Origin of the sequence: Nocardia sp. alder85J (assembly GCF_020176955.2) — a bacterium.
Classification (GTDB): Bacteria; Actinomycetota; Actinomycetes; order Mycobacteriales; family Mycobacteriaceae; genus Nocardia.
Genome location: NZ_JAIUCZ020000004.1, coordinates 82818 through 108504, shown reverse-complemented (window position 1 = coordinate 108504; position 25687 = coordinate 82818). Strand labels below are relative to the sequence as shown.

The 25687-nt window shown below is 69.6% G+C and carries 18 protein-coding genes and 2 pseudogenes; 8 read left to right on the top strand and 12 right to left on the bottom strand.

Translation table 11 applies throughout. From position 1 onward, the window contains the following. Nucleotides 1-51: 51 nt before the first annotated feature. Together LBW94_RS16450 and LBW94_RS16445 are read right to left on the bottom strand one after the other, a co-directional pair. The gene (locus tag LBW94_RS16450) at nucleotides 52-852 is read right to left on the bottom strand and encodes a thioesterase family protein (protein ID WP_225061935.1); all 801 of its coding nucleotides are present in this window, start codon (nucleotides 850-852) and stop codon (nucleotides 52-54) included. A 36-nt stretch (nucleotides 853-888) separates the two neighbouring features. Then, nucleotides 889-1698, bottom strand: a complete 810-nt coding sequence (locus LBW94_RS16445) for a DoxX family protein (protein WP_225061934.1) — start codon at nucleotides 1696-1698, stop codon at nucleotides 889-891. Nucleotides 1699-1819: 121 nt separating this feature from the next. Between LBW94_RS16445 and LBW94_RS16440 the strand changes: the two genes are divergently transcribed. Beyond that, a complete protein-coding gene (locus LBW94_RS16440) occupies nucleotides 1820-2944 on the top strand; it encodes a PQQ-dependent sugar dehydrogenase (RefSeq protein WP_225061933.1) in 1125 nt (374 codons plus the stop codon). A gap of 73 nt (nucleotides 2945-3017) precedes the next feature. Here LBW94_RS16440 and gatB read toward each other — a convergent pair whose 3' ends face one another. The 5 genes and pseudogenes from gatB to LBW94_RS16415 form a co-directional block, all read right to left on the bottom strand. Further along, complete coding sequence (gene gatB / locus LBW94_RS16435; protein WP_225061932.1) at nucleotides 3018-4529, bottom strand: Asp-tRNA(Asn)/Glu-tRNA(Gln) amidotransferase subunit GatB; 1512 nt, start codon at nucleotides 4527-4529, stop codon at nucleotides 3018-3020. Nucleotides 4530-4647: 118 nt separating this feature from the next. Further along, nucleotides 4648-4902, bottom strand: a complete 255-nt coding sequence (locus LBW94_RS16430; RefSeq protein WP_225061931.1) for a hypothetical protein — start codon at nucleotides 4900-4902, stop codon at nucleotides 4648-4650. Between the two features lie 300 nt (nucleotides 4903-5202). After that, the gene (locus LBW94_RS16425) at nucleotides 5203-7695 is read right to left on the bottom strand and encodes an FtsX-like permease family protein (RefSeq protein ID WP_225061930.1); all 2493 of its coding nucleotides are present in this window, start codon (nucleotides 7693-7695) and stop codon (nucleotides 5203-5205) included. Nucleotides 7696-8228: 533 nt separating this feature from the next. Then, nucleotides 8229-8885, bottom strand: a pseudogene (locus tag LBW94_RS16420) (ABC transporter ATP-binding protein); the annotation flags it as partial. A 19-nt stretch (nucleotides 8886-8904) separates the two neighbouring features. Further along, the gene (locus LBW94_RS16415; RefSeq protein ID WP_225061929.1) at nucleotides 8905-9225 is read right to left on the bottom strand and encodes a hypothetical protein; all 321 of its coding nucleotides are present in this window, start codon (nucleotides 9223-9225) and stop codon (nucleotides 8905-8907) included. A gap of 205 nt (nucleotides 9226-9430) precedes the next feature. On the opposite strand from LBW94_RS16415, the gene LBW94_RS16410 reads away from it, so the two are divergent. The 7 genes and pseudogenes from LBW94_RS16410 to LBW94_RS16380 all read left to right on the top strand — a co-directional run bounded on the left by LBW94_RS16410 (nucleotide 9431) and on the right by LBW94_RS16380 (nucleotide 19147). Beyond that, a complete protein-coding gene (locus tag LBW94_RS16410) occupies nucleotides 9431-10792 on the top strand; it encodes a sensor histidine kinase (protein ID WP_225061928.1) in 1362 nt (453 codons plus the stop codon). Continuing rightward, the gene (locus LBW94_RS16405) at nucleotides 10789-11481 is read left to right on the top strand and encodes a response regulator (protein WP_225061927.1); all 693 of its coding nucleotides are present in this window, start codon (nucleotides 10789-10791) and stop codon (nucleotides 11479-11481) included. Before LBW94_RS16410 ends, LBW94_RS16405 begins: the two co-directional genes overlap by 4 nt. 55 nt (nucleotides 11482-11536) lie before the next feature. Continuing rightward, a pseudogene (locus LBW94_RS44430) lies at nucleotides 11537-12280 on the top strand (serine/threonine-protein kinase); the annotation flags it as partial. Between the two features lie 2736 nt (nucleotides 12281-15016). Continuing rightward, nucleotides 15017-16093: a hypothetical protein gene (locus LBW94_RS16395; protein ID WP_225061964.1), complete on the top strand. Its 1077-nt coding sequence runs from the start codon at nucleotides 15017-15019 to the stop codon at nucleotides 16091-16093. Further along, on the top strand, nucleotides 16083-16994 hold the full coding sequence (locus LBW94_RS16390; protein WP_225061926.1) for a hypothetical protein: 912 nt from the start codon (nucleotides 16083-16085) through the stop codon (nucleotides 16992-16994). Before LBW94_RS16395 ends, LBW94_RS16390 begins: the two co-directional genes overlap by 11 nt. 115 nt (nucleotides 16995-17109) lie before the next feature. Beyond that, nucleotides 17110-18048 carry a class A beta-lactamase-related serine hydrolase gene (locus LBW94_RS16385; protein ID WP_225061925.1) on the top strand — a complete coding sequence of 313 codons (939 nt, stop codon included), beginning with the start codon at nucleotides 17110-17112 and terminating at the stop codon, nucleotides 18046-18048. A 67-nt stretch (nucleotides 18049-18115) separates the two neighbouring features. Next, on the top strand, nucleotides 18116-19147 hold the full coding sequence (locus tag LBW94_RS16380; RefSeq protein ID WP_225061924.1) for an ATP-dependent 6-phosphofructokinase: 1032 nt from the start codon (nucleotides 18116-18118) through the stop codon (nucleotides 19145-19147). On the opposite strand, the gene LBW94_RS16375 is transcribed toward LBW94_RS16380, so the two are convergent. The 5 genes from LBW94_RS16375 to LBW94_RS16355 form a co-directional block, all read right to left on the bottom strand. Continuing rightward, complete coding sequence (locus LBW94_RS16375; protein WP_225061923.1) at nucleotides 19117-20238, bottom strand: hypothetical protein; 1122 nt, start codon at nucleotides 20236-20238, stop codon at nucleotides 19117-19119. The genes LBW94_RS16380 and LBW94_RS16375 overlap by 31 nt on opposite strands. A gap of 758 nt (nucleotides 20239-20996) precedes the next feature. Next, a complete protein-coding gene (locus tag LBW94_RS16370; protein ID WP_225059477.1) occupies nucleotides 20997-21812 on the bottom strand; it encodes an SDR family oxidoreductase in 816 nt (271 codons plus the stop codon). Beyond that, complete coding sequence (locus LBW94_RS16365; protein WP_225059476.1) at nucleotides 21809-22429, bottom strand: TetR/AcrR family transcriptional regulator; 621 nt, start codon at nucleotides 22427-22429, stop codon at nucleotides 21809-21811. Before LBW94_RS16365 ends, LBW94_RS16370 begins: the two co-directional genes overlap by 4 nt. Before the next feature lie 438 nt (nucleotides 22430-22867). Beyond that, nucleotides 22868-24529, bottom strand: a complete 1662-nt coding sequence (locus LBW94_RS16360) for a serine/threonine-protein kinase (RefSeq protein WP_323137878.1) — start codon at nucleotides 24527-24529, stop codon at nucleotides 22868-22870. Nucleotides 24530-24609: 80 nt separating this feature from the next. Continuing rightward, on the bottom strand, nucleotides 24610-25560 hold the full coding sequence (locus tag LBW94_RS16355; RefSeq protein WP_225059485.1) for an undecaprenyl-diphosphate phosphatase: 951 nt from the start codon (nucleotides 25558-25560) through the stop codon (nucleotides 24610-24612). Nucleotides 25561-25687 lie beyond the last annotated feature (127 nt).

Here is a 25687-nt window from a genome sequence, read left to right as displayed (position 1 = left end):
TCCCGCACAGGGTTCCGGGCTTTTCGGGCATTCGGTCAGGCTCGGTGGCGGTCAGGGCTCGGGTTGCGGGCGCACAGTGAGGATCTGCTCGGCGTGGCCGACCGGACCGTGGATGTCGTGCAGGACCGTACTGGTCAGTCCCTGTCCGGTACGGCCGAAGGTGACGCTGGTGTCGAGCCCGGTCCAGGAGCCTTCCGGCTGCCGGTACAGGTGGATGGTCAGATCCAGGTTGGGGAACATCCACTTCGTGGGTTCCTGTCGCACGGCGATGCCGTTGGCGGTGTCGACCAGGGCGACGTACGAGGCCAGCGGGCTCACCTGTTCACCGGCGACCAGGTCCAGCGGCGAGGACACCCAGGCGGTGGTGCGGCCCGGCTGTGGGACACCGACCGGCCGCGTGTCCAGGGAGGCGATGTAGCCGCCGGACCAGACGGAGGTCAGCGGCCACGGCGTCAGCGATTCGGGGTCCGGCAGCGGATCCGGCTCGCCACCCGCGACGCTGCCGGTGTCCTCGGCGGTCAGCAGCCAGGCGCGGGCGGTCACGGTGGCGCGACCGCCGATCGTGGCCGTCGCCTGCACGAGTTCGATGGTGCGACCCGGGCGCACGGTCTCCACCCGGATGTCGAACTCCTCGAACGCGATCCGGCCCAGGATGTCGAAGGTGATCCGGCCGATCAGCAGGTCCGGCCGACCCTGGCGGGCCCGTTCGATCTCGTGGACGATCAGGCCGCCGAGCGGGCTGAAATGCTGCTCGTCGGCGGCCCAGGCGCCGCCGACGTGCCGGGTGGGCGCGAAACGGCCCACGCCCACCCGTTCGAAGTAGCTCGACTCGGATCCGGTCGCAGCGATCACCGGGAACGCCCTTCCTCTCGTCGGGGCGGCCGCCGGTCAGTGGAACGGATTGCCGCCGTGCAAGTAGAACCAGGATCCCAGAGCCGCGGCGAGGCCCAGCAGCAGGCAGACGAACGACCCCCACGACGGGCGGGTGGCCCAGCCGCGGCCGCGGTCGAACGACAGCCGGCCGGGGCCGGTGAAGATCAGCACCGCCGCGGCGGCGGCCAGCAGCGATTCGATCTCCACCTGCTTGTACTCCAGGCCGTGGGCCATGCTCTGCTTCCACAACCAGGCGTCGGTGACGGTGGCGACCACCGCGCCCGCGGCCAGCGGCGTCGCCAGGCCGAGCACGATCAGGGCGCCGCCGCCGACCTCGGCGCCGCTGAGCAGAGATGCCGCGATGTCGACATGCTTCCAGCCGCCGTGTTCCATCGCCCGGCGGATCCCGTCCATTCCGGGACCGTCGAACCAGCCGGTCAGCTTCTGCAACCCGTGGTAGAGGAAGCTCAGCCCGACCAGCAGACGCAGCGCGAACAGGCCGAAATCCGTGGTGCCACGCCGATATTCGGGTCGGCTGCGGCGCATCCGGACGGTCTCGGCCGGCGGGGTGGGCGCGGGCGGGATGCTGGCGAACGAATAGCTGGTAGTCATGGCGGGGGATCCGATCTCACCTACGGTGGGGACCTCGGGGTCGAGGCCCAACTCGTCTTCGGTGCGGGCCAGGGGCGTGCCGTTCGCGGACAGCACCGGCAATTGTCCCGTGGGCGCATCGAAGGGACTGCGTGCCGCATGGCCGTTCGCTGTGGCCGTCCCGGACTGTGTGTGCGGGATTTTCTCGGTGGAGGCGTTGGACTTGTCGGTCACTCGGTCAGGGTATGTCGGCTCGCAGGACTCCGCTGCCCCCAGTGACGGCGTGTCCGCGCCACACACGCCATGATCCGACCCCTGCGAGCGCCGGGCTGCATCCTTCCGTAACGTCTGAGCTATGAGTTTGGTTGTCGCCGGCCGAATCGTCGCGATCCTGGCCGTCACCGCCGGTCTGGTGTCCGGCTGTGCCCGGTTCGACGAATCCGCCTCCAAACCGTTCACCCCCGCGCCGACCATCGAGCCCGAGGGCATGGGCCCGACCTCACCGCAGGCGCCGACCACCACCAAACGTCCGCCCGGACCGTGTGAGGATCCGGATCCGGCGGTCATCGCCAGCTGTGTGAACGATCCGACCGGGCTGATCCCGTTGCCGGACGGGCTCAGCGGGCTGGTCGCCGAGCGGTCCACCGGCAAGGTCTTCCTGATCGATACCCAGGATCCGGGGCCGTGGCCGGAATACCTCAAGCAGGTCGCGCAGGTGGATGTGGATGCCTCCGGCGACGGCGGGCTGAACGACATCGCGCTGTCGCCCAGCTACAACGAGGACCATCTGCTGTACGCCTACATCACCACGCCGAGCGACAACCGCGTGGTGCGCATCGGATCGGACGGGACGGCCAAGCCGATCCTCACCGGAATCCCGAAGGGCGCCAGCGGGAATCACGGGTCCCTCCTGTTCACCGATCCGGACAAACTGGTGGTGCTCACCGGCGATGCCGGTAATCCTGGCGCCGCGAACGACCCTGGCTCGCTGGCGGGCAAACTGTTGCAGGTCGATTCGCCGCGTTCGGGATCGTCGGCGGCGCCGCAGGTGCTGGTGTCGGGTATCGGCACCGCGGGCGGACTGTGCCAGGGCGATCAGGGCAATCTGTGGTTCACCGACCGGACGGCGGTCGAGGACCGGTTGCAGCGCCTCGCCTCGACCGGCACCGTCAGCACCGCGTGGACCTGGCCCGATCATCCCGGGGTGGCCGGTTGCGCGGCCGGGGTCGATTTCGTCGCCGTCGCCATGACCACTGCGCGCGGCATGGCGTTCGCGAAGACCGAGAAGGACACCTACGCCATCACCGCGGCGCCGGGGCTGCTGTACCAGGACAAGTGGGGCCGGCTCAACGCCGCCGCGCCGGGGCCGAACGGGACCATCTGGGTGGACACCGTCAACAAGGTGGGCGGGCAGCCGACCCCGACCGACGACCGGGTCGTGGTGATCGCGCCCTCGGGTGGGGGCGGCGGGCGGGAGTAGTCGAGCGGTTCGTGCCCGGCCGTGGTGGGCCGGGCACGAATTCCGACTGTCGGCTCGCCGGCTCGGCCGCCGCTCAGGCGACGCCGCAGGCGGCGAGGACCAGTTCGCGGACGCGGGCGGCGTCGGCCTGACCGCGGGTAGCCTTCATGACATCGCCGACGATCTTGCCCGCGGCCTGCACCTTGCCGGAGCGGATCTTGTCGGCGATATCCGGATTGGCGGTCAGCGCCTTGTCGATCTCGGACTGCAACGCCGAATCGTCGGAGACCATGCCCAGGCCCTTGGCCTCGACGATCTCGGCCGGATTGCCCTCACCGGCGAGCACCAGATCGACGACCTGCTTGGCGACCTTGTTGTTGATGGTCTTCGCCTCGACCAGGCCCGCCACCTCGGCGACCTGCTTCGCGGTGATCGGCAGATCCTCCAGGGCGACCTCGCGCTCCTTCGCCTTCTCGGTGAGGTAGGCGACCCACCAGGAGCGGGCGGCGTCGACCGAGGCGCCGGCGTCGACGGTGGCGATGATGAGGTCGAGCGCGCCGGCGTTGATCAGGTCGCGGAACACCTCGTCGGAGAGGTTCCATTCGGCCTGGATGCGGCCGCGGCGCAGCCACGGGTATTCGGGGATGGTGGCGCGCAATTCCTCGACCCAGGCGGCGTCGGGAGCGATGGGCTCCAGATCGGGCTCCGGGAAGTAGCGGTAGTCCTCGGCGGTCTCCTTGCGGCGGCCGGGCGAGGTGGAGTTGTCGGCCTCGTGGAAGTGCCGGGTCTCCTGGACGATGCTGCCGCCCGCGGCCAGCACGGCGGCCTGGCGGCGCATCTCGTAGCGCACCGCGACCTCGACGCTCTTGAGCGAGTTGACGTTCTTCGTCTCGGTGCGGGTGCCGAATTCGGTGGCGCCCTTCGGCATCAGCGAGACGTTGGCGTCGCAGCGCAGCGAACCCTGCTCCATCTTGACGTCGGAGACGCCGAGCGACTTCAGCAGATCGCGCAGGGCGGTGACGTAGGCGCGGGCCACCTCGGGGGCGCGCTCGCCGGCGCCGGTGATGGGCTTGGTGACGATCTCGATCAGCGGGACTCCGGCGCGGTTGTAGTCCAGCAGCGAGTGGCTGGCACCGTGGATGCGGCCGGTGGCGCCGCCCACGTGCACCGACTTGCCGGTGTCCTCCTCCATGTGGGCCCGCTCGATCTCGACGCGGAAGGTGCCGCCGTCGTCGAGGATGACCTCCAGGTAGCCGTTCTGCGCGATCGGCTCGTCGTACTGGCTGATCTGGTAGTTCTTCGGCTGGTCCGGATAGAAGTAGTTCTTCCGCGCGAACCGGCCCCACGGGGTGATGGAGCAGTTCAGGGCGAGGCCGATGCGGATGGCCGACTCGACCGCCTTCTGGTTCACCACCGGCAGCGAGCCCGGCAGGCCCAGGCACACCGGGCACACCTGGGTGTTCGGCTCGGCGCCGAATGCGGTGGGGCAGCCGCAGAACATCTTGGTCGCGGTGCCCAGCTCGACGTGGACCTCCATGCCCAGCACCGGCTCGTACCGGTCGATGACGTCGGCATAGTCCATCAAGTCCACCGTGGGTGCAGTCATGCCGACAAGTTTAGGGAAAACCTCCGACTGTGAGATCCCCGCACTCCCCGTCGCACCCGGTTCCGGTTGTCGCACCCCTGCCGCATGCGGCACGCCGTCGGAATCGAGTGGTCGGGCGTCACTCCCCGCGGACGTACCGCATGGAGGCGAGCACGGCATCGATGTCGACCCGCAGGCTCGGGTGCAGATCCGCGGCCTCCCGGTCCCGGATCTCCTGGAACTCCACGATCGCGTCGAGGTAGGAGTGCCGGCGGCCGGAACGGACGAGTTCGTGCCGGAGATAATCGGGCAGCGACAGCCCGGCGGCTCGGGCTCGCTTCGCCATCGTCACCACGACATCGTCGGGCAGATCGGGAATCTCGAAATCGGCCATGCCCCACGGTAACCGGGCTGCCGGAGGTACGCACTCGCTTCGCGGGCGGTGCGGGGCTCACTCGGATGCCGGTGGGCCGGCCGGTGCTTGTGCTCGCGGCTTCGTTCGCCGCGGTAGCCGTGGGGCCGGTTCGGCAGCCTCCAGGTGGGACTGCCTCGGCGGGCCGGATCGGCGACCGCCCTCGAGAGCGCCACAACAGCTTGCCACCAGGCAATTCGGACGAAATGGTTGGCACCGCCGGCTCTGGAGACAGGCCCTCACCCGGCCGGGCCGGGTGAGGGCTCCCCTCCTGGACACCGGTCAGTCCGCGGCGATCGCCTCCACGATGGGCAGGCGGGCGGCGCGCAGGGCCGGTGGGATCGAGCCGAGCAGGGCGAGGGTCAGGGCGGCCGCGGCGTAGACCAGCAGCATCGGGCCGGGGCGGTAGGGGACGTCGATGGTCATGGCGTGACCGAGGGCGAGGGTGGCGAGATATTGCACCGCCGCGCCGACCGTGAGACCCAGTGCGGCGCCGGCACATCCGATGCCGGCCGCCTCGGAGAGCACCGTGCGCAGCAGGAAACGGCGGCTGATGCCCATCGCGCGCAGCACGCCGAGTTCGCGGCGGCGTTCCAGAACGGACAGCATCAGGGTGTTGAGCAGGGCGATGGTGGAGACCAGCACCACGATCCAGAGGATGGAACCGGACAGGGCCGTGCCCTGGCTGACGCCCTCGGAGACCCCCGCCACCGCGTCGCGGCCGCTCGCGACGAAGGCCCCTACGGGCAGGACGGCACGAATCGCGGCGAAGGTCGCGGCACGGTCGGCGCCGGGTGCGAAATTGATGCCGAGGATGGTCTCGCCGGGGCGGGCATACCACTGCCGCAGGATGTCCAGATCCAGGAGCACGGTGCCGGCGATCGCCGAGAAGTACGGGATCACCTGTAACACCTGGACGGGGTGGACGCCGGTCGGGGTGGGCAGGTCCAGCGTCGATCCCTCCCGGACATGCAGTTCGCGCGCGACGTCGCGGGAGACCACCACTCCGGATCCGGTCGACATCCGTTCCGCCACACCGGGTTTCAGCCCGTCGACGAGGGCGGACGGGACGTTGCGCTGGTATGCCTGCAACATGACCCGGCCCCGGCCCAGGGTCGCGAAGGCCATCTGTGCCGAGCCTACGTCGACGACACCCGGGATCGCCGCGATCCTGGCCTTCAGATCGGCCGGAAGGATCGGGCCGGTGGGATAGGAGGCCATGGGTGTGGGGCTGACGAACGCGTCGCGCCGGGCCAGATCGGCATAACCCGCGGTGGCCGCGTCGACGAGATTGGCGGAGGCACCACCCATGGCCACGGTCGCCGTCACCCCGATCATCACCGTCATCACGGTGGCCCACACCCGTCGCGGCGACCGTTCGAGGGTGGTGGCGCCGAGCGCTCCCGGCGCACCGAGCAACCGGGCGACAGCGGCGGCCAGTCGCACGATCGGTCCGGTCGCGGCGAAACACAACACCACCGCGGCCGTGATCGACAGCGAGATCGCGGCCAGCGAATAGCGGCCGAGGTCGGTGCGGGCGATGGCGATCGACGCGCCGACCAGCAACGCACCCAGCACGACGGCGGCCGCGCGCAACAGCGGGCTCACCACATCGGCCTTCGAGACGCCCACCGGGGCCAGCGCCTCGATCGGCTGCACCTTGTAGATCTGGCGGGCGGCGATCGCCGAGGCCGTCACGCTGGCCAGGACGCAGGCCGCGATCGCCGCGGGTACGGCATAGCCCGGCACCAGATAGTCGATGTGCGCCTGCACCGACGCGATCATCGCCGCCGGAATCCGGGCGATCGCGGCCCGCCCGGCGAACATTCCGGCCACCGCGCCGATCGCGCCACCGAGCAGGCCGAGCAACGCCGCCTCGGCGATCAGATCGCGGACCATCGGGGTCCGGCGGCCACCCATCGCACGCAGCAGCGACAACATCGGACGTCGTTGCGCCACAGCCATACTCATCGCGTTGTAGATGAGGAATCCGGAGACGATCAGCGCCGCCGCGGAGGCCATCGTGGTGGAATAGCGGATCAGCTGGATGGCCCCGCCGGCCTGTGCGGTGCGCAACCCCGGATCGGCCACCACCGCACGGCCGTTCACCACGGCGGTCAACGTGGTGCGCAACCGTCCCACGTCGACGCCGGCGGCGGGCACGATCTCGATGGAGTCGACAGTGCCGGTGCGGCCGGCGAGTTGCTGTGCGACGGGGAGCGTGGCGACGACGATGTGCCCGCCGTTCAGCCGGCGGGAGGTAGCGTCGTCGAGGCGGCCCGCGACCGTCACCGTGGTGGACCCGAGGCGGAAACGATCGCCCGCCGGGTGACCGAGAGCGGTGCCCACCAGCACCCCGTTCGGGGTGCCGAGCAATTGCCCCGCGCCGCTTCGCAGCGGCGCGTCGAGCGAACTGCCCAGCGCCCCGACGCTGGCGTCGGCGCCGACCAGCAGGATCGGGTCCCCGCCGGGATCGAGCTGGGTCCGCAGCATCGGCACCGCCGCCTGCACGCCGGGCACCGCGCGCACCTGCGCCAGCACGCCCTGGTCGAACCCGTCGTCGGTGATCCCGGTGATCTCCAGTTGCGCTCTGCCGCCGAGACTCTTGGTGAGCTGGTCGACCGAACCGGTCACCGACCCCGCGATACTGAACACCGACACCAGTAATCCGGCGGACACCGCCATCACGGCCATGGCAATGACAGTCCGGCCACGATGGACGACCAACTCGCCGATGTTGAACAACCGCAACCGATCCCACGCCGCGCGGATCACGATCGCAGCTCCACGCTCTGCGGCTGACCGCCGTCGGCAGCCGGATCTGTGCCGGGCAAGCCCGTGTCGGACGTACCTGCGCACGCCGGTTTCTTGCTGGGCGAGGCGTTGCCGGGCGGGGAGTCGCCAGCCGGACCTCTGCCGGACGAGTCGTTGCCGATCGGACTCTTGCCGGGCAAGCCCTCGCCGGGCAAACCCTCGCCGGTCGGACTCTTACCGGGCAAACCCTCGCCGGTCGAACCCTTGCCGGGCAAACCCTCGCCAGCCGAACCCTTACCATGCGAGTCGTTGCCGACCGGACCCCCGCCGGGCGAGTCTTTGCGGGGCGAATCCCCGCCGGGCGAATTACCACCGCTCGGCCCCGCACCGAACGAGGCCCTACCAATCGAATCCCCGAACGGCGAGGCCTCGCCAGTCGGGGCCTCGCCAGTGGGATCCTCGTTCGTCGAATCCTCGCCGGTTGCAACCTGGCCGGCCGTCACGGGCCGGCGGTGCGCACCGGCGGCGCTGTCGCGAAACAGCTGCTCATGCATGCCTACGCGGCCGTCGTGCAGGGTGATCACGCGGTCGCAGTATTCGACGGCGGTCATGTCGTGGGTGACCATGACGACCGAATTGCCGCGGGCGGCGATGTCGCGCAACAGTTCCAGGATGGCGGCGCCGGTGGCCGAATCCAGGTTGCCGGTGGGTTCGTCGGCGAGGATCAGGGGTGGATCCATGATCAGCGCGCGGGCCACCGCCACCCGCTGCATCTGGCCGCCGGACAACTCGGACGGCCGGTGTTGTGCGCGATCCGCCAAGCCGACCAGGTCGAGTAGTTCCAGGGCGCGGGGTCTGGCCTTGCGCAGGCCGGTGCCGTCCAGCAGTCTCGGGACGGCCACGTTCTCCCACGCCGACAGGGTCGGTAGCAGGTTGAAGAACTGGAAGACGAAACCCACACGGTGGCGGCGGAATTCGGACTGCCGATCGTCGTCCAGGTCGGCGATCTCCTCGCCGCGGAACCGGATGGAACCGGAATCCGGGCAGTCCAGGGCGCCCAGGAGATGCAGTAGCGTGCTCTTGCCGGAGCCGGACGGGCCCACGATCGCGGTGAACTCGCCCGACTCGATGCGCAGGCTCACCCGATCGAGTGCGCGCACCACCTGACCGCCCACGCGATATTCCTTGACGACATCCGTCAGTTCCAACATGGCTGTCCCCCTGCCTCTTTCAGCGCACCAGTACGCGGCCGGATCGGTGGTTGCGCGCATGATGCGCATCGAGTATCGCCCGGAGTGCGGGCTGTTCGGTGGCCAACTGCCTGTAAACCTCGGCGGACGATCGCCCCTCCATCAAGGCCAGATCGGACTTCGCTCGCACATGGTTGTCCCACCGATATTGCAGTGCGGCCAGGATTCCGGCCGGGCCGCCGAACAGCCGCTCCGACTCCGGAAGGTCCTGCAACAGCCGTGGATCGGCCGGGTCGACCGCACCGCGTGCGAGCACCGTGTCGATGATCTCGGTGCGCGCGTGCAGATCTGACCAGGTCATGACTCCACCCCTCTCCCTTGCGTTTCCCTTGCGTTGTGACGCCGCCACCGGTCCTCCGCCGCACCGGGTGCTCGGCACTCACGCTACGGATCTCGATCTCGCGAAACCTCGTGCCGTGGACGAGACTTTCTCTCCTACCGGGGTAGGAGGTGCGACCCGATTCCGGGACGATGAACCCGGCGGATCCGATCGCTAGCCTGGAGACATGGAGGTGCTCCGCGTCATCGTCTTCGCCGCGTCCGCGGCACTGCTGGTTCGTGCGGCGTGGCAGGTCGTGGTCGGATGGCAGCACGGCCGGCAACGCCTGCTCGATTTCATGCGCGACCCGAGCGGCGCCTTCCATCGGCATGTGGAGGAAATGCCGCTGGACTATCCGCCGTCGGTCATCCTGGTCGCGGATCTGACGCTGGCCATCGCGGCGGTCGCCGCGGTCGTGCAGCGGCACGCCTATTTCCCCAGCGCCGTACCGATTCTCGCGGTTCTGCTGGTGACATTCACCTATCCGATCCTCACCGTCTTCGGGGTGCAACCGCGGCCGATCCCCTTGTCGCTCATCGGCTTGGTGTCGGAGGGGCTGTTCCTGCTGCAACCGGTGGCGCTCGATGCCTCACCGTTCGTGCTGGTGGTGGTCGCCGGAGAGGTCGCCGCCATCGGGCCGAAGCACATCAGCCTGCCCTTCGCCGGCGCCGCGCTGGCCGAGCTGCTGGTGTTCCACGCGGTCGGCCCCGGCCTCGATGCGCTGCCCAGTTATCTGATCGCGGTCGTGCTGGGTGAACTGGTCGGCGTCATGATGCAGTACCAGCGGCTGTACCTATATCAGGAGCGCGAGAACCAGACCATCCGCACCGCCCAGGCCGCCGACGAGGAGCGACATCGCATCGCCCGCGAGGTGCACGATGTGATCGCGCATTCGCTGAGCATCACCCTGCTGCATCTCACCGCCGCCCGGCACTCGCTGCAAACCGATCGCGATGTCGACGAGGCGGTCGACGCCCTGGTCGACGCGGAACGGCTGGGCCGGCAGGCGATGGCCGACATCCGCCGTACGGTGGGCCTGCTCGGCGAGCTCCGGTCACCGGCCACCCCCGAGCCCACGCTCGACGATATCCCCGAGCTCGTCGACGGCTTCGTGCGCGCGGGGCTGAAGGTGGACTATCAGCACGCCGGCGACGGCCGGAGCGTCTCGGCGACAACGGGTCTGGCGCTGTACCGCATCAGCCAGGAATCGCTCGCGAATGTCGCCAAACACGCCGCAGGCGCCACGGTGACCTTGCGCATCGCCGTGACGGCCGCGGAAGCGACTGTGGCCGTGGTCAATACACTGCCGGGCTGGGTGGTGGTCCGGCCCGGTGGCGGAATGGGGATCGCCGGCATGCGACAGCGGGCCGATCTGCTCGGGGGCACGTTGTCCGCGGGGCCGGCGCACGGTGGCTGGCAGGTCACCGCGCGCATCCCGCTCAGCGGCAAGTCCGGGCCGGCGTGCCTGGTCACCACCCAGGACGATCCGTTGCGGCTGGTCCGGGATGCGTTCAGCTCCGTCACCCGCAAATTCCAGGAGAGCATGTGATCGCCGACGGCCCCGGCGAGGCCGAGACGATCGCCGTCCTCGTCGTCGACGATCAGGAACTGGTCCGTGGTGGTCTCCGGCGCATCCTGCGCCGCCGCGACGGCTTCGTCGTCACCGAGTGCTCCGACGGTGACGAGGTGCCCGCCGCACTGGCCGCGCAACGGCCGGATGTGGTGCTGATGGACCTGCGGATGAAGCGGGTGGGCGGCATCGACGCGACGCAGCGGGTGCGCACAGGTGAGCAGGCGCCCCCGGTGCTCGTACTCACCACCTTCGACGACGACCATTTGCTGTCCGGTGCGCTGCGAGCGGGGGCCGCCGGTTTCATCCTCAAGGATTCCCCGGCCGAGGACCTGATCCGGGCGGTCCGTACGGTCGCCGGTGGCGACTCCTGGCTGGATCCGTCGGTGACGGGTCGGGTGCTATCGGCATACCGTTCCACGCGGCCCACCTCGGCCTCGCGTGAGGAGCATCTCAACGAACTGACCGCTCGCGAACTCGACGTTCTGAAACTCATCGGTCGCGGACGTGTCAATACAGAGATAGCCTCCGAACTCGGTATCTCCGAAGTGACAGTAAAGAGCCACGTAGGACACATCTTCGGGAAGCTGGGGTTACGGGACCGGGCGGCGGCAATCGTGTTCGCATTTGACCACGGTGTCGTGGCACCTGGAGAATCTGCTGATTGAGGGGCAGGCACCCCGGTGGGCCACCGGGCACGGGTGACGCACCCTGCCCACGACGATGGAGGTTTCACCGGTGAACGCACCGCGATCACGGGCCGGCACGCAGTTCGGTCCGTACGAGCTGCGCTCACTGCTCGGCAGGGGCACAGTGGGCGAGGTCTACGAGGCCTACGACACCGAACAGAATCGTGTCGTCGCCCTGAAGTTGCTGTCCACGGAACTCACCCACGACTCGACTTATCGGCAACGATTTCTTCAGGAATCGCGCAAAGCCGCACAATTGGGACATTCGCACATCATTCCGATCTACGGCGTCGGTGAGATGAATCACGTCCTGTATGTGGACATGATGTTCGTGCGCGAGGGCAATCTGCGCTCACTGCTCCAGCGGGAAGCGCCGTTGGATCCGGTGCGGGCGGTCAATCTCATCTATCAGGTCGCGACCGCCCTGGACGCCGCACACGCGGCCGGGTTGGTGCATCGCGACGTCAAGCCGTCCAACATCCTGGTGACCGCCGCCGACGAGGTGTACCTCACCGATTTCGGCGTCGCGGGCACCGACGGTGAGACCGGTGCCGCCCGGGCCGGCGCCACCGCGCTGAACTCCTACCTCTACACGGCGCCGGAGGGGTTCGACGCCGGACCGGTGACCGGCCATGCCGACACCTATGCGCTCGCCGGTGTGCTGCACGAATGTCTCACCGGCACAACCCCGTTCCCGGCGCGCAGCCGCAGCGAACTCATCCGCGCGCACCTCTCGGAGCCGCCGCCGCGAGCAAGCCTGCAACGCAGGGAGATTCCGGCGGCACTCGACGCGGTGATCGCGCACGCCATGGAGAAGAATCCCGCCGATCGCTATGCCACCAGCGGGGAATTCGCCGGCGCCGCCCGCGCGGCCGCCGGTCTGCCCGGCCAGCCCGTGGAGCCGGATGAGGTCGATGTACCGGTCGCCGCGGAACAACCGGAACCGGAGCCGGCCGTCCCGGCGACGCCACCGGCGCGTCTCGTCCCGCTGATCCCGCCCACGGCCGCTACCGGCGAAACCATCCCGCCGCAAGCCGGATTCAATCCGTCGACGACCTATCTGCCCTCCAGTTGGGGCCGGGCAGCGGTGGAACAGAGCAACTTTCAGCCCTTCGGCCCCACCGGACCGACCATCCCGGCGCAATTCCGAGCGCGCGGCCAGAAGAGTAAGCGCACAAGCCAGTCCGAGAGTGGTCCCGCCACCGGGCAATATCCGGCCACACCGGGGACCGGGCAATATCCGGCCACCCCGGGTGGCGGTCGGCCACCGGGCGCGGGACAGTCGGGCACACCAGGTGACGGTCGATATGCGGGTGCACCCGGATCCGGTCAACAGTCGGCGGCCGGCACCGGGCAGTTCCCTGCCGCTCCCGGTGCAGGACAGCGGCCGGCCGGACCGAGCAGCGGGCAGTTCCCCGCGATCCCCGGCACGAACCTCCAGTCGGGAGCACCAGGTTTCCCGGGTACCGGTCGTTACCCGGCTTCGCCCGGAGCAGGTCAGTCTGCCGAACCCGGTACAGGCCAATTTCCCGGCGCTCCTGGCACAGGCCAGTCGACTCGACCCGGCGCTGGTCAGCTTCCGGGCACTCCCGGCACGGGCCAGCCGCCCGGACCCGGCACAAGCCAGTTCCCCGGCACTCCCGGCACAGGCCGGACCGGACCCGGCACAGGTCAACTCCCCGGCATACCTGGGACGAGCCAATCGGCCCGACCCGGCACAGATCAAGTCCCGGGCATGCCCGGGACAGGTCAATCAACCGGACGCGGCACAGGTCAGCTCCCGGGCACGCCTGGGACAGGCCGGACCGGACCCGGCACGGGTCAATTCCCAGCCACACCTGGGACAGGCCAGACCGGACCCGGCACAGGTCAATTCCCCGGCATACCCGGCACGGGCCAGCCGGCCGGGCCCGGCACAGGCCAGTTCCCGGCCGCGCCGGGTACGGGTGCATTCCCGGCCGCCCACGGTCCTGGCCAGCGCTCGGCCGCGTCCGGCACGGGGCAAAATCCGGGGGATCCCGGTACCGGGCGATCGGGCGGACCGCGCACCGGGCAGTTCCCGGCCGGGGCCGACCAGCAGTCGGGCATCCCAGGACAGCCGGGCAGGCAACAACCGGACGTTCCAGGACAGCCTGCGGCAGGACAACTTCCGGGGCGACCCGCGGCCTGGCAGCCTGGCGTTCCGGGGCAGTCCGCCGCCGGGCAACCGGGCGTTCCGGGACAAGCCGGAGTCAGGCAGCCCGGTGTTCCGGGACAGTCCGTGGCCGGGCAATTGCCGGGTGTTCCGGGGCGGTCGACACCTGGGCAGGGGCAGCCGGGGACCGGACAGTGGCCCGGTGTTCCCGGGCAGCCAGCGGGTGGACCGCGCGGCGGGCAGTCCCCGGGTGTCGGACAGCTGCCGGGTGTCGGGGGGCAGGCGGGGGCCGATTCGCGGGGTACGCAGGTGCCTGGTCGCGTGCCGGGGCAGCCGAGCGCGGCGCCGGGGCAGCCGGGCGCGGACGACTCCGCGAATCCTGTTGCGGGGCAGGATGATTTGCGGCCGGGGATCGATCCGCAGTCTCGCACTTACACCACTACCGGTACTCTACGCATCATCCCGCCGCCCGATCCGGATGCCGAGTCGAACGCCGGCAACGATCTGCCGGTGATCCTGCCGACCGATGCGACATCGGTGCGGCCCGGTGAATCCGAGTTCACGCCGCTGCCGCCGTTGCCTCAGCGGCGCGCGGGCGCTCAACTGGGGATCGACAACCCGAGTTCCGACGGATTCGATCGGACCGCCGGCCGCGCCGGTGACCAGCCTCCCACGGGCATCGGCGGACAGCCCGGCTGGAGTGGCACTTCGGCCGAAAGTCGTTCCCAGACAGCGGGAATCGGTAATTCAAGCTCCGGTGTGAGCGGTTATCCGGGTGCGTCGGGTCCTGCCGACCGGCCGTTCGACCTCGGTCGTTCCCCGGCCGGCGGTCACTCGACAGCCGATCAGCCCGGGACTCCCGGCTCTCGTTCGCTCGGCGCATTCGAAGCGATCGGTTCCGCCGGCCGTTACCGGCCTGCCCCCGGAAGTGGCCCGGAGGACAGCGATCCGGGCTCGGCGGCCGGCTACCGGCCCCTCGCGGGTGGCGCGGGATCGAGCGGATATCCCAGCGGCAGTGGATCATCCGGCTTCCCGGGCGGCGGCGAGTCGCCGAACTTCCCCGGTGGCAGCCGATCCGCTCGTCCCGGCGGCATCCCGGATCAGCATCTCCACAGCGGCTCGGGCTACCCCGGGGGTCGCGACTCGGCCGGCGATCCCGGTAGCGGCGATGCGGCGGGCTACCCCGGCAGTAGTGCGACGGCCGGCTACCCCGGCAGTCGCGGGACATCTGATTATCCCGGCAGCGCGGGAACACCGGACTATCCGAGCGGCGGCGGCACGCCGGGCTACCCCGCCAGTGCCGGAACACCTGGTCGCGCTGGCAACGCGGGATCACCCGGCTACCCGAGCAGCGGCGAGACACCCGCTTACCCCGGCAGCGTGGGAACCCCCGGCTATCCGAGCAGCAGTGGGACGCCGGGCTACCCCGGCAGTGCCGGAACACCCGATCACCTCGGCAGCCTCGGAACACCCGGCTACGTCACCGGCGGCGCCGCGAGCTACCCCGGTGGTCGCGACTCCGACGGGTATACCGGCGGGAATCAGCCGGGTTACCCCGGCGGTGGTGACGCGGCCGGATATCCCGGCGGCGGGGCGGACGATCGTTCCGGGTACCCGTCGCGGCATCCGGGCGATGACGAGCCGGATGCCTACGATCCCGCGACAACCTATGTCCCGCAATCGAATCGGCCCGACGACGACCCGGATCACGCGGCCACGGAGTACATTCCGCATCCCGGACTCGAGCGCTACGCTCTGGACGATTCCGATGGGGAGCAGCACGGCTACGGGTTGATCTCCGGCTATGACCACGATCTCGGCTATCCCGCGGCCGATTCCGGCTACGATCCAGCCACCGAATATGTGCCGAGATCAGGGGAATACGGCTCGTATGACGAGGGATACGACGATTACTACGGTTACGGCGACGAGTACGACGACGACCCGCCGCGGCGGAAGCGCTCGGCGGTGACGGCGGTGGTGCTCTTCCTGCTCGGGCTGGCGCTGGCGGCGGTGGTCGGTGTGGTCGCGTGGCATCTGATGAGCGTGTCCGGATCGGCGCGGACCCCTGCCGCCGATACCGCCGCGCCCACCACGACGGCCGATACCGATACCGGCAGTCCGTCCACGCCGGGCGGTACGTCGGCCAAGCCGTCGACGTCCGCCTCCGGTGTGCCGTCGTCGTTGCCGTCGAGCGCCACGGCCTGCTCGAGTTCGTCCAGTTCGGGAACGCAAGGGAAGTACACGAAAACGGCAACAGGCTCCACGGCGACCACCTGCGCCTTCGCGGAAGCAGTGCGCAAGGCGTACGCCCAGGCGGCGTCCGGTTCCAGTGCACCCTCCTCGGTGGTGGCGACCAGTCCGGTGACCGGACGGTCCTACACGATGAGCTGCACCTCGTCCGGCCAGTACGTGACCTGTACCGGTGGTGAGAACGCGGTGGTGTATGTCTACTGATCAGAATCCGGTGCGACGTGCCGCGCTGCGTATCGTCCTGCTGCTCGGCGCGACCGTGACCACTCTGGTCGCCTGCACCGCGCAGGCGGGGGTGCCGACGCCGGCCGATCTCGGATCGCCCGGGATACCCGCGCCGGCGGTCCCGGCGCCTGCCGACAGTGTCTCGAAGACCCTCGCCGCCGATTTCGCCGCGATGCAGGACGACCTACACGGGACCGTCGGGATCGCGTTGATGCCGGTCGACGGCCGTCAGGTCACCACGCTGGGCAGTTGGACCACCGGGGTGGCCTGGTCGACGATCAAGGTGCCGCTGGCGCTGGCGGCGCTGCGACAGGACTCCACCGGTCTCGCCGACAGCGCGGCCGCGGCCATCACCGCCTCCGACAACGAGGCCGCGCAGGCGATGTGGGACGCCCTCGGCGGCGGTGAGCAGGCCGCCAATGCGGTGGAGGCGGTGCTGCGCGAAACCGGGGACACCAGCACCGACGTCGCCGACCGGCACAATCCGGCCGCGAAGGAGACGGTGAACGACCAGATGTCCTTCGGCGCCACTGTCTGGACCCTGGTCGACCAGGTGCGTTTCGCCAGCCGGCTGCCGTGCCTGGATCACGCCACCCCGGTGATGGATCTGATGAGTCAGATCACCTCCAGCCAGAGCTGGGGTCTGGGCTCGTTCACCGGCGCCGAATTCAAGGGCGGCTGGGGGCCCGACGACGACACCGGCAACTATCTGGTGCGGCAGTTCGGCCTGTTGCCCACCTGGGCCGGACAGGTCGCGGTCGCGATTGCGGCACAACCGGATTCGGGCACCTTCGACGATGCGACCGCAATGCTCGACAAGGTGTCCGCGCTGCTCGCCCGGCATGCGCGTGAGCTGGGGGGTGGTCGGTGCACGCGGTGACGCGTTCGCCCGTTGCTGACAGTTCCCATTTGACCAGGGCCCGCCGACAGCACAGAATGCCTCGACTACAGGTGGAGCGGCGGCATGCCACCTCGAGATGGTGGAGGTGTGAACGGTGCGTGCATCACGTGTGCAACGCGGCGGCGAGGAGAATCCGGCGCCGCCCGGTACGGTGACCGTCGGGCAGCAGCGCGTGCGGCTGGCCGGTGTGGTGCTGTGCATGCTGCTGGCCGCCGCATGCTCCCGGAATTCCGACAGCCTCGCGGTGAGCCCGTCGGCGGATGCCGCGACCAGCACCACCATGACCACCGGCTCGGTGGTGGCGGCGCTGCCGGGCACGCTGGCCGCCGACTTCGTCACCCTGCAATCGACCCTCAACGGTCACGCCGGGCTGGCGATCATGCCGGTCGGCGCGGACCGGATGGTGACCCTCGGCGACTGGACGACCGGTCCGGCGTGGGCGACGATCAAGGTGCCGCTGGCGCTGGCGGTACAGGCCGCCAACAGCGGCAGCATCACGCCCTCGATGTCGACGGCCATGACCGAATCGGACAATTCGTCCGCGGATGTGCTGTGGCAGGCGCTGGGCTCCGCCGATACGGCTGCGAAGGCGGTCACCGCGGTGCTGCGGCAGGCCGACGACCAGAAGACGACAGTGTCCTCCTCGCGCACCCGCTCGGACTATCCGCCGTATGTGCAGACCGGGTGGGCGCTCAACGATCAACTGCGCTTCGTGTCCCACCTGCCCTGCCTGCCCAACGCCGACGCGATGCTCGCGCTGCTGAACAAAGTGGCCTGGAATCAGCAGTGGGGACTGGCGAAACTCGAGAACACCCAGTTCAAGAGCGGCTGGGGCGCGGACACCAACGGCAACTATCTGGTCCGGCAGTTCGGCATCATCACCACCGCCTCCGGGCAGATCGCGGTCGCGATTGCGGCACAGGCGAATTCGGGCACCCTCGACGCCGGCACGCAGATCGTGACCAAACTGTCGGATCTGGTGTCCAAACATCTCGACGAGCAGGTCGGCGGCACCTGCCCGAAAGTGCACTGACCGAGGTCACACGACGTTCACGGGGGCGAAGCTGCGGTCTTCACAGCGGCCCGGCAAGATAGTCCGCATGCGCATCGGAGTCTTGACCGGAGGTGGGGACTGCCCCGGACTGAATGCCGTCATCCGCGCGATCGTTCGTACCTCGAACGGTCGATACGGTGACTCGGTCGTCGGCTTTCAGGACGGCTGGCGCGGCCTACTCGAGGACCGCAAGATCCACATCCACAACGACGACCGCACCGACAGACTTCTGACCAAGGGCGGCACCATGCTCGGTACCGCCCGTACCAATCCGGATCTGCTGCGCGCGGGCCTGGGCCGGATCAAGCGGACCCTCGACGACAACGGCGTCGAGGCGCTCATCCCGATCGGTGGCGAGGGCACGCTGACCGCCGCCAGCTGGCTGGCCGACGAGGGCGTGCCGGTGGTCGGCGTCCCGAAGACCATCGACAACGACATCGACTGCACCGACACCACTTTCGGGCACGACACCGCCGTCGCCATCGCCACCGACGCGATCGACCGGCTACACACCACGGCGGAATCGCATCAGCGCGTGATGCTGGTCGAGGTGATGGGCCGGCACGCCGGCTGGATCGCGATGAATTCCGGTATCGCCGCCGGCGCGCACCTCACGCTGCTACCCGAGGTGCCGTTCGACGTGGACGATGTGTGCGCGATGGTCAAGCGCCGGTTCCAGCGCGGTGATTCGCATTTCATCTGCGTCGTCGCCGAGGGCGCGAAGCCCGCGGAGGGCTCGTTCCACCTGCGTGAGGGCGGTATCGACGAATTCGGGCACGAGCGGTTCACCGGTGTCGCACATCAGCTGGGTGTGGAGATCGAGCGCCGGATCGGCAAGGAGGTCCGCACCACCGTGCTCGGGCACGTGCAGCGCGGCGGCACGCCGACCTCGTTCGACCGGGTGCTGGCGACCCGGTTCGGTGTGCACGCCGCCGAGGCGGTGCACCACGGGCAGTTCGGGCAGATGGTGGCGCTGCGCGGCACCTCGATCGATCTGGTGCCGCTGTCGGAGGCCACCAAGCAGCTGAAGCTGGTACCGGAGGATCGCTACGAGGAGGCCGCGGCCTTCTTCGGCTGAGCCTGCTCGGGCTCGGTCACGGCGCGGGCGCGGCGGATGCGGTAGCGGATGAGCAGCCACAGCAGCAGCGCCTCCGCGAGGGCGGTGAAGACGGTGAGGAACTGGCTGAAGTAACTGGCCAGCACGTTCACCACGGTCAGCGACACCACGTCCGACCAGATGCCCAGGCGGACACCGAGTTCCTCGCGCCCGCGCAGCCACACCACCGCACCGGCGCCGAATCCGGCCACCACCACGATCTGGCCGACGGCGGCGATTCCCAAGCCCACCAACGCCTTCCAGCCGTGGCCGGAGGTAATGTCGAGCAGGTGGTCCAGTTCGCGCCAGTGCGAATGCCAGCCCGCGATCACCACCGCGGCCAGCACCAGCCGCAACAGCGACCAGGCGGCGTGCGTGATCATCACGGTGATCAGCCCGGCCCGCAGCACCGGCAGCGGCAGCAATCGCTGCTCCAGCCGGCGTCCGAACGCCGCGACGCGGTGGGTCACCGGTGTCTCGGTGTCGCAGGGCACCTCGTCCAGGTAGGTGGTGAGGGCCTTGGCGAGTTCCCGTTGCTGCGGGCCGCATCGGGCAGGATCGATGTCGGCCAGTTCACCGCGCAGCAGATCGCGCCGGGCGGTGGTGATCTCGTCGCCGATCGACTGGCCGATCTCGGCGATGACGGCGGCCAGCACCAGTTCCGGTGACTGCCCGCGCCGCCGGGCGGTGTACCGGGCGACGGCGACGACCAGCAGGAAGGCAAGATAGATGATCGGGGCGGCGAGCGGGAAGAAGTAGTTGTTGTTGGCGGTGATGAACTTGCCCACCTCGTCGATGAACAGGCCCAGGCCGACGCCGGCCAGCATCGCCGCCCAGATCATCGAGGTCCGGCCCGACGACAGCAGCAACAGCAGGCAGGCGATCACCAGCAGCAGGCCACCGAACAGCGCGTGCGCGATGTGATAGGTGCCGCCGCCGATCTTGGGGTACCCGGAGGCCATCAGGTACAACCGGGTGATCACCACGGTGAGGCCGAACGCCACCGCCATCAAGGTGACCAGCCGCCCGGCCTCGGGCCGCCACTGCACCTTCGTCGTCTGTGAACCGAACATGGTTGACGACGATGGCACACCGGGCCGGGGTGCGCGGGACATTCGCGGCGCAGCGGTCGGCTACGGTGCGGTGCACCCGGCTCAGTGGGTCGGTCGGGCCATCTGACCGAGCGACGTCGAGCACGCGGCCGAGTGGGCCGAGCGGCCGGTCGGAGTCGGCCGTGCACCAGGCCCGAGCGAGGTCGAGCATCCAGCCGGGTCGACCGAGCAGCCGGTCGGAGTCGGCCGTGCACCAGGCCCGAGCGACGTCGAGCATCCAGCCGGGTCGACCGAGCAGCCGGTCGGAGTCGGCCGTGCACCAGGCCCGAGCGACGTCGAGCATCCAGCCGAGTGGGCTGAGCAGCCGGTCCGGTCAAACACCCGGTCAGAGCGGGTCGAGCACAGCCCAGCGAGCCGCACGTCCGAACACAACGAGCCGGGCAGCCGGACGGGCGGGGCAGCCCGGCCGAACGGATCATGACCCTCGCCGAGCGCATCGACACCCCAGCCGAATCAGCCCGCACCCGGAGTGGGCGGGCACGCACCCCAGCTCAGTGAACCAGGCGGCCGAGCCGAGCGCGTCGGACGCCCGAAGTTCGGTCCCGTGGCCGGGCATCCGGGCAGAGCCGGACCTGGACAGCTGCCGGGTAGGCAGAAACCGGGTCGACGAGCCGGGCGCTCACGCCGAGCGTTGAGAACCCCAGCCGAGGGGCCCGGACAGCTCGCATACCGGACAGCTCCGGCGGCGGCATGCCGATCCGAGACCGCAGCGCTATGAATCAGGCTGTGGCGGAACGGAGTTCGGTTGCGTGGTCGGCGGCCCACTGGGCGAAGGTGCGGGCGGGCTTGCCGGTCACCGATTCGGCGGTCGGGCCGACCGGGGCCGGGGCGTCACCGGCGGCGGCCCACATGGCGAGGACCGGCTCGTAGAGGAAGGCCTTCGCCTGGTCGTAGCTGATCCGCTCGACGCGCAGCGGCCGGTCGACCGCCTCGGCCAGCAGTTCCACCATGCGGCGCAGCGACAGCGATTCGGGGCCGGTGAGCGGGTAGATCTTTCCGGCGTGACCCGGCTCGGTGAGGCTGATGACGGCGGCGTCGGCGATGTCCGCTTCGTGGATCGGATTCTGCTGCACTTCGGGGAAGGGCAGGCCCACCACGCCGTCCGAGCGCACCCCGGACAGCCACCAGCGGGCGTTGCCCGCGAAGGCGCCCGGTCGCAGGATGGTCAGCGGCAGTCCGGATTCCTGCAACGGCCGCTCCACCACCAGGTGCCGGTCGCCGATCGGGTTGCCGGGGGTGGCGGCGGCCGATGAGGACAGCAGCGTGATGTGCTGCACGCCTGCGGCTTTCGCGGCAGCGACGAGGGTGTCGATGCCGCTGCCGGCGGCGTAGAGGAAGGCGCGCTCGACGCCGTCGACAGCGGCGGCCGCCGAGGCCGGATCGGCCGGGTCGAGTCCGACCACGGGGACGGCGGCGGGGACGGTGGTGTCCTCGGGCCGGGAACTGGCCGCGCGCACGGGTTTTCCGGCGGCGAGCAGGGCGTCGATGACAGCGCGGCCGACCTGGCCGCGGGCGCCGGTGACGAGATAGGTCACTGGTCTTCTCCTTCTTCGATTGTCGATGTGCCGAATCGAGCGACCATGCGCCGCAACTGTTCTGTGTAGCGCTGCTCGAATTCCGGTGTGCGCGCTTCGGTCCCGAACAGTTCGCGAACCACGCCGGGCAGCAACAGCGGCGCGATGACCATGGCCATCACCGCCAGCCGGACCGATGCCGGATCGAGTTCGGCGGCGATCTCGCCGCGCCGCTGCCTGCGGCCGATCTCGGCCAGATCCTCGGAGGTCGCCTCCTCGGTCTCCGGCGCCTCGTCGAACAGCCCGCGCCACATGAGCATTCGGATGCCGCGCGGATCGGCGAGGGCGTGCTGGAGATATCGCACTGCCAGATCGGCCAGCGGCAGTTCCGGATCGGCGAACTCCGATTCGCGTTCCAGCCAGCGCTGCTGCAAGGCGCGGTAGAGGCCCGCCTTGCCGCCGAAATAGTAGGTGATCAGCTGTTTGTTCACTCCGGCCCGATCGGCGATGTCTCCGACGCGGGCGCCGGCGAAACCGCGCGCGGAGAACTCGTCGAAGGCGGCGTCGAGCAGGCAGCGCTTGGTGCGGTCGGCATCGCGGATACGGGCGTCGGATTCGGGGGTCCGATGTGCGGGCACGGGTTCAGCCTAACAGGTAATTTTACGGATGGATGATTATTTTAGATGGATGGGTGATTGATTTGTCATGGTGCGGAATGCCTTGCCGGGCAATCGGATTCCCTACCGGAGGTCACGGGCTCAGCGCGGACCCTGCATCGGATCAGCTGGTCGGCGCACCAATCCGGGTGGTGGAGCCGGTATCGGCGGCCGATGGTCGCCGACGGGGTGGTCAGCACTCGGACAGCGCAGGATCCGACCTGTGCGAGGCGCGTTCGACCCACGACGCTGTGGGTCGAGGACGGCCGGGTGCGCGGACTGCCTGGCGCGACGACACCCGTCGCCGGGACAGGTCGGGGCTGGACCACAGCCTGGTGCGTGACGGCCGGGGTGGGGACAGCCGGGGCAGAACGGCCCACCGGGCGCGGCGGCGGCCTGCGCGGGAAGGCCCGCTGAGACTCAGAAGAAATGCGACAGGCTGTGCGAGGGCGGAGCCGGATGACCGTGATCCGACCCGCCGGGCTCGTACAGCATGACGAGAATGGCGGTGCACACCACGGCCAGCAGCACTGCCAGTGCGACCAGGACCCATCCCAGGGCGCTCGATGCACGCTGCGGATCGGGTTGCTGCACAGCCGGATTCGGCGGGAAACCGAGGCCGGGCGGGTAGGGCATCGGCGGGGGTGGGAAGCCCGGATCCGGGGGCCGCAGCGGCGGCACGGCGCCGGCCGGTGACGGCATCGGAGCGGACGGGGGCATCATGGGGGCCGGCGGCGGCACCGAGGCGGCATGGCGACCCTGCCGCGCAGCCGGTGGTGCGAGCGGGAATGCGTGACGCACCGTCAGGTCCTCGGAACCGCTCGAATCATCCTGTGGGACCGGCACTTCCGGACCAGCGTCCGGCGCGGCCCATCCGGCCGATTCCGTGCCCGACAGCCCCGTCGCGCCCGGCACTCCGGCAGATCCCACATCGGCCGGACCGGCCGATCCAGTACCCCGAAACCCGGCCGACCCTGGTACCGGCAGACCGGCCGATCCCCCGCTCGACGGACCGACCACTCCCCCATCCGATGACCCAACCGGCCCGCCACCCTGCGGCCCAACCAGCCCCCCACCCGGCGATCCGATCGGTGCTGCGTTCGGTGATCCCACCGGTCCCCCACCCGGCTGCACAACCTGTCCCCCGCCCAGCGGCGGCACCGGTCCCGAGCCCGGCAACCCGGGTGGCGGCACCACCAGCGATCCCCCGAAGGGCGGCGGGTTGGCGCCGATCGGCTGCAACATCGGCGCGGGTGCGGTGAGGGCGTGCCGGGCGGCGGTCGCGAATTCGGTGCAGCTGCCGTAACGGTCGGCCGAGCGCTTCGCCATGGCACGGGCGATCACCGGGTCCAGGGCGGGTGACAGCCCCGGGCGGCGGTGGCTGGCGGGTGGCACCGCCAGTTGCAGATGACCGTGGATCACCTCGGACGGGTCGGGAGAATCGAACGGGCCGGTGGCGGTCAGCAGCCAGTACAGGGCGCAGCCGAGCGCGTACTGGTCGGAGCGATGGTCCAGCGGCTGCCCGGTCATCTGCTCGGGTGAGGCGTAGGCGAGGGTCGCGGTGAACATGCCGGTCTGGGTGAGATGGACGGAATCCTCACGCAGCCGGGCGATCCCGAAGTCGGTGAGGAAAACCCGCTCCCCCTTGCCCGCTCCGGAGCGCGCCAGCATGATGTTGGCCGGCTTCACATCCCGGTGCAGCACGCCGCGACTGTGCGCGTAATCCAGCGCGGCCGCGACGCCTTCGATGATCTGCACGGCCCGCTCCGGGGGCAGCGTGTGCGGGTGCACGCTCGCCGCGTCCACGCCGTCGACGTACTGCATGCACATCCACAGCTGGTCGCCCTCGGCGCCGCGATCGTAGACGGCGACGATGTTCGGATGATCGAGTTGCGCGGCGAGATCCGCCTCGCGCTCGAAGCGCGCGCGAATCTCCGCGTCCGCGAACAACTCCGGATTGAGCAGCTTCAGCGCCGTCAGGCGGGGCAGTCGCGGATGGCGGGCCAGATACACCGAGCCCATGCCGCCCTGCCCCAGCAACCGCTCGATGGTGAATCCGGCGAAGACGTCACCGCTACTCAACAATTTACGGTCCCCCTTCCGGCGACGTCCAAGCTCGAAATCCTAGCCGATCCGGCCCCCCGGCCACCGATCGCAGTCGCTCATGCGAAGCGCACAATCGACAGCAATCCGGCGATCAGGCAGTACACCGCGAACGGCAGCAGCGTCCGAGTCTTGAAGAACCGCTCCAGGAATCGGACCGCGAACCACGCCGCCAGACCGGCCACGATCGCACCGACGATCGACTGCCCGATGATGTCGCGGCCCTGCGGACCGGCGAGGGTGGGCAACTTCAGCACACCCGCGGCGAGGATCACCGGAGTGGCCAGCAGGAAGGCGAATTTCGCGGTGTCCTCGTGGTCGAGCCCGCGCAGCAGGCCGCCGACCATGGTGAGCCCGGAGCGGCTGAAACCGGCCAGCAGCGCACCCGATTGGGCCAGGCCGATGCCGAGGGCATCCTTCCAGGTCAGGTGCGACAGGCGGGCATCGGACTCGACGCGCAGGTCGTCCTCGATGCTGAGGCCGCGCGCCTGCGCCGCGGACCGCGCCTCGTCCTCGGCGAATTTGCGGCCGTAGTCGGCGAGGCTGGGCGCGTTGCGGCGGCGCAGCCCCTCACCGACGATCAGCACAATGCCGTTGAGCGTCAGGAACACTCCGGCGAAGATCGGCTTCGCGAACATCGTGCGCAACGGATGCTCGAGCACCAGACCGAGCACGCCGACCGGGATGGTGGCGAGGATGATCAGCCACGCCAGCCGTTCGGTCGAGGTCTCGATGCTGCGGGTCCGCACGCTGTCGAAGAATGCGACGATGATGTCGCGCCAATCCCGCCAGTAGTAGATCAGCAGTGCGATCGCTGTGGCGACGTGCAGCGCGACGACGAAGGCGAGATACGGTGTGCCCTTGTCGGAATCGCCTTCGGTGACCAGCTCCTGCCAGGAGCCGCCGAGCCACGCGGGCACCAAGACCGAGTGTCCGAGACTGGAGATGGGGAACAATTCGGTGACGCCTTGCAGGGCACCGATAACGATGGCTTGGATGTAGGTGAGCATCGGTGACGAGTCTCCCATGGGCGAATACGAAACACGCGTTCACCCGGCCGACATCCGGTCGGCGCCGACCGGCCTCGGGGCCACCGATATCACCTGTGGTATACCGGTTCACGCAGGTCAGAGCTGA

Excerpts from the sequence above, each read along its gene's own strand:
- LBW94_RS16440 (WP_225061933.1), top strand. The coding sequence starts at position 1,820 with ATGAGTTTGGTTGTCGCCGGCCGAATCGTCGCGATCCTGGCCGTCACC.
- gatB (WP_225061932.1), bottom strand. The coding sequence starts at position 4,529 with ATGACTGCACCCACGGTGGACTTGATGGACTATGCCGACGTCATCGAC.
- LBW94_RS16430 (WP_225061931.1), bottom strand. The coding sequence starts at position 4,902 with ATGGCCGATTTCGAGATTCCCGATCTGCCCGACGATGTCGTGGTGACG.
- LBW94_RS16415 (WP_225061929.1), bottom strand. The coding sequence starts at position 9,225 with ATGACCTGGTCAGATCTGCACGCGCGCACCGAGATCATCGACACGGTG.
- LBW94_RS16410 (WP_225061928.1), top strand. The coding sequence starts at position 9,431 with ATGGAGGTGCTCCGCGTCATCGTCTTCGCCGCGTCCGCGGCACTGCTG.
- LBW94_RS16390 (WP_225061926.1), top strand. The coding sequence starts at position 16,083 with ATGTCTACTGATCAGAATCCGGTGCGACGTGCCGCGCTGCGTATCGTC.
- LBW94_RS16380 (WP_225061924.1), top strand. The coding sequence starts at position 18,116 with ATGCGCATCGGAGTCTTGACCGGAGGTGGGGACTGCCCCGGACTGAAT.
- LBW94_RS16375 (WP_225061923.1), bottom strand. The coding sequence starts at position 20,238 with ATGTTCGGTTCACAGACGACGAAGGTGCAGTGGCGGCCCGAGGCCGGG.
- LBW94_RS16355 (WP_225059485.1), bottom strand. The coding sequence starts at position 25,560 with ATGCTCACCTACATCCAAGCCATCGTTATCGGTGCCCTGCAAGGCGTC.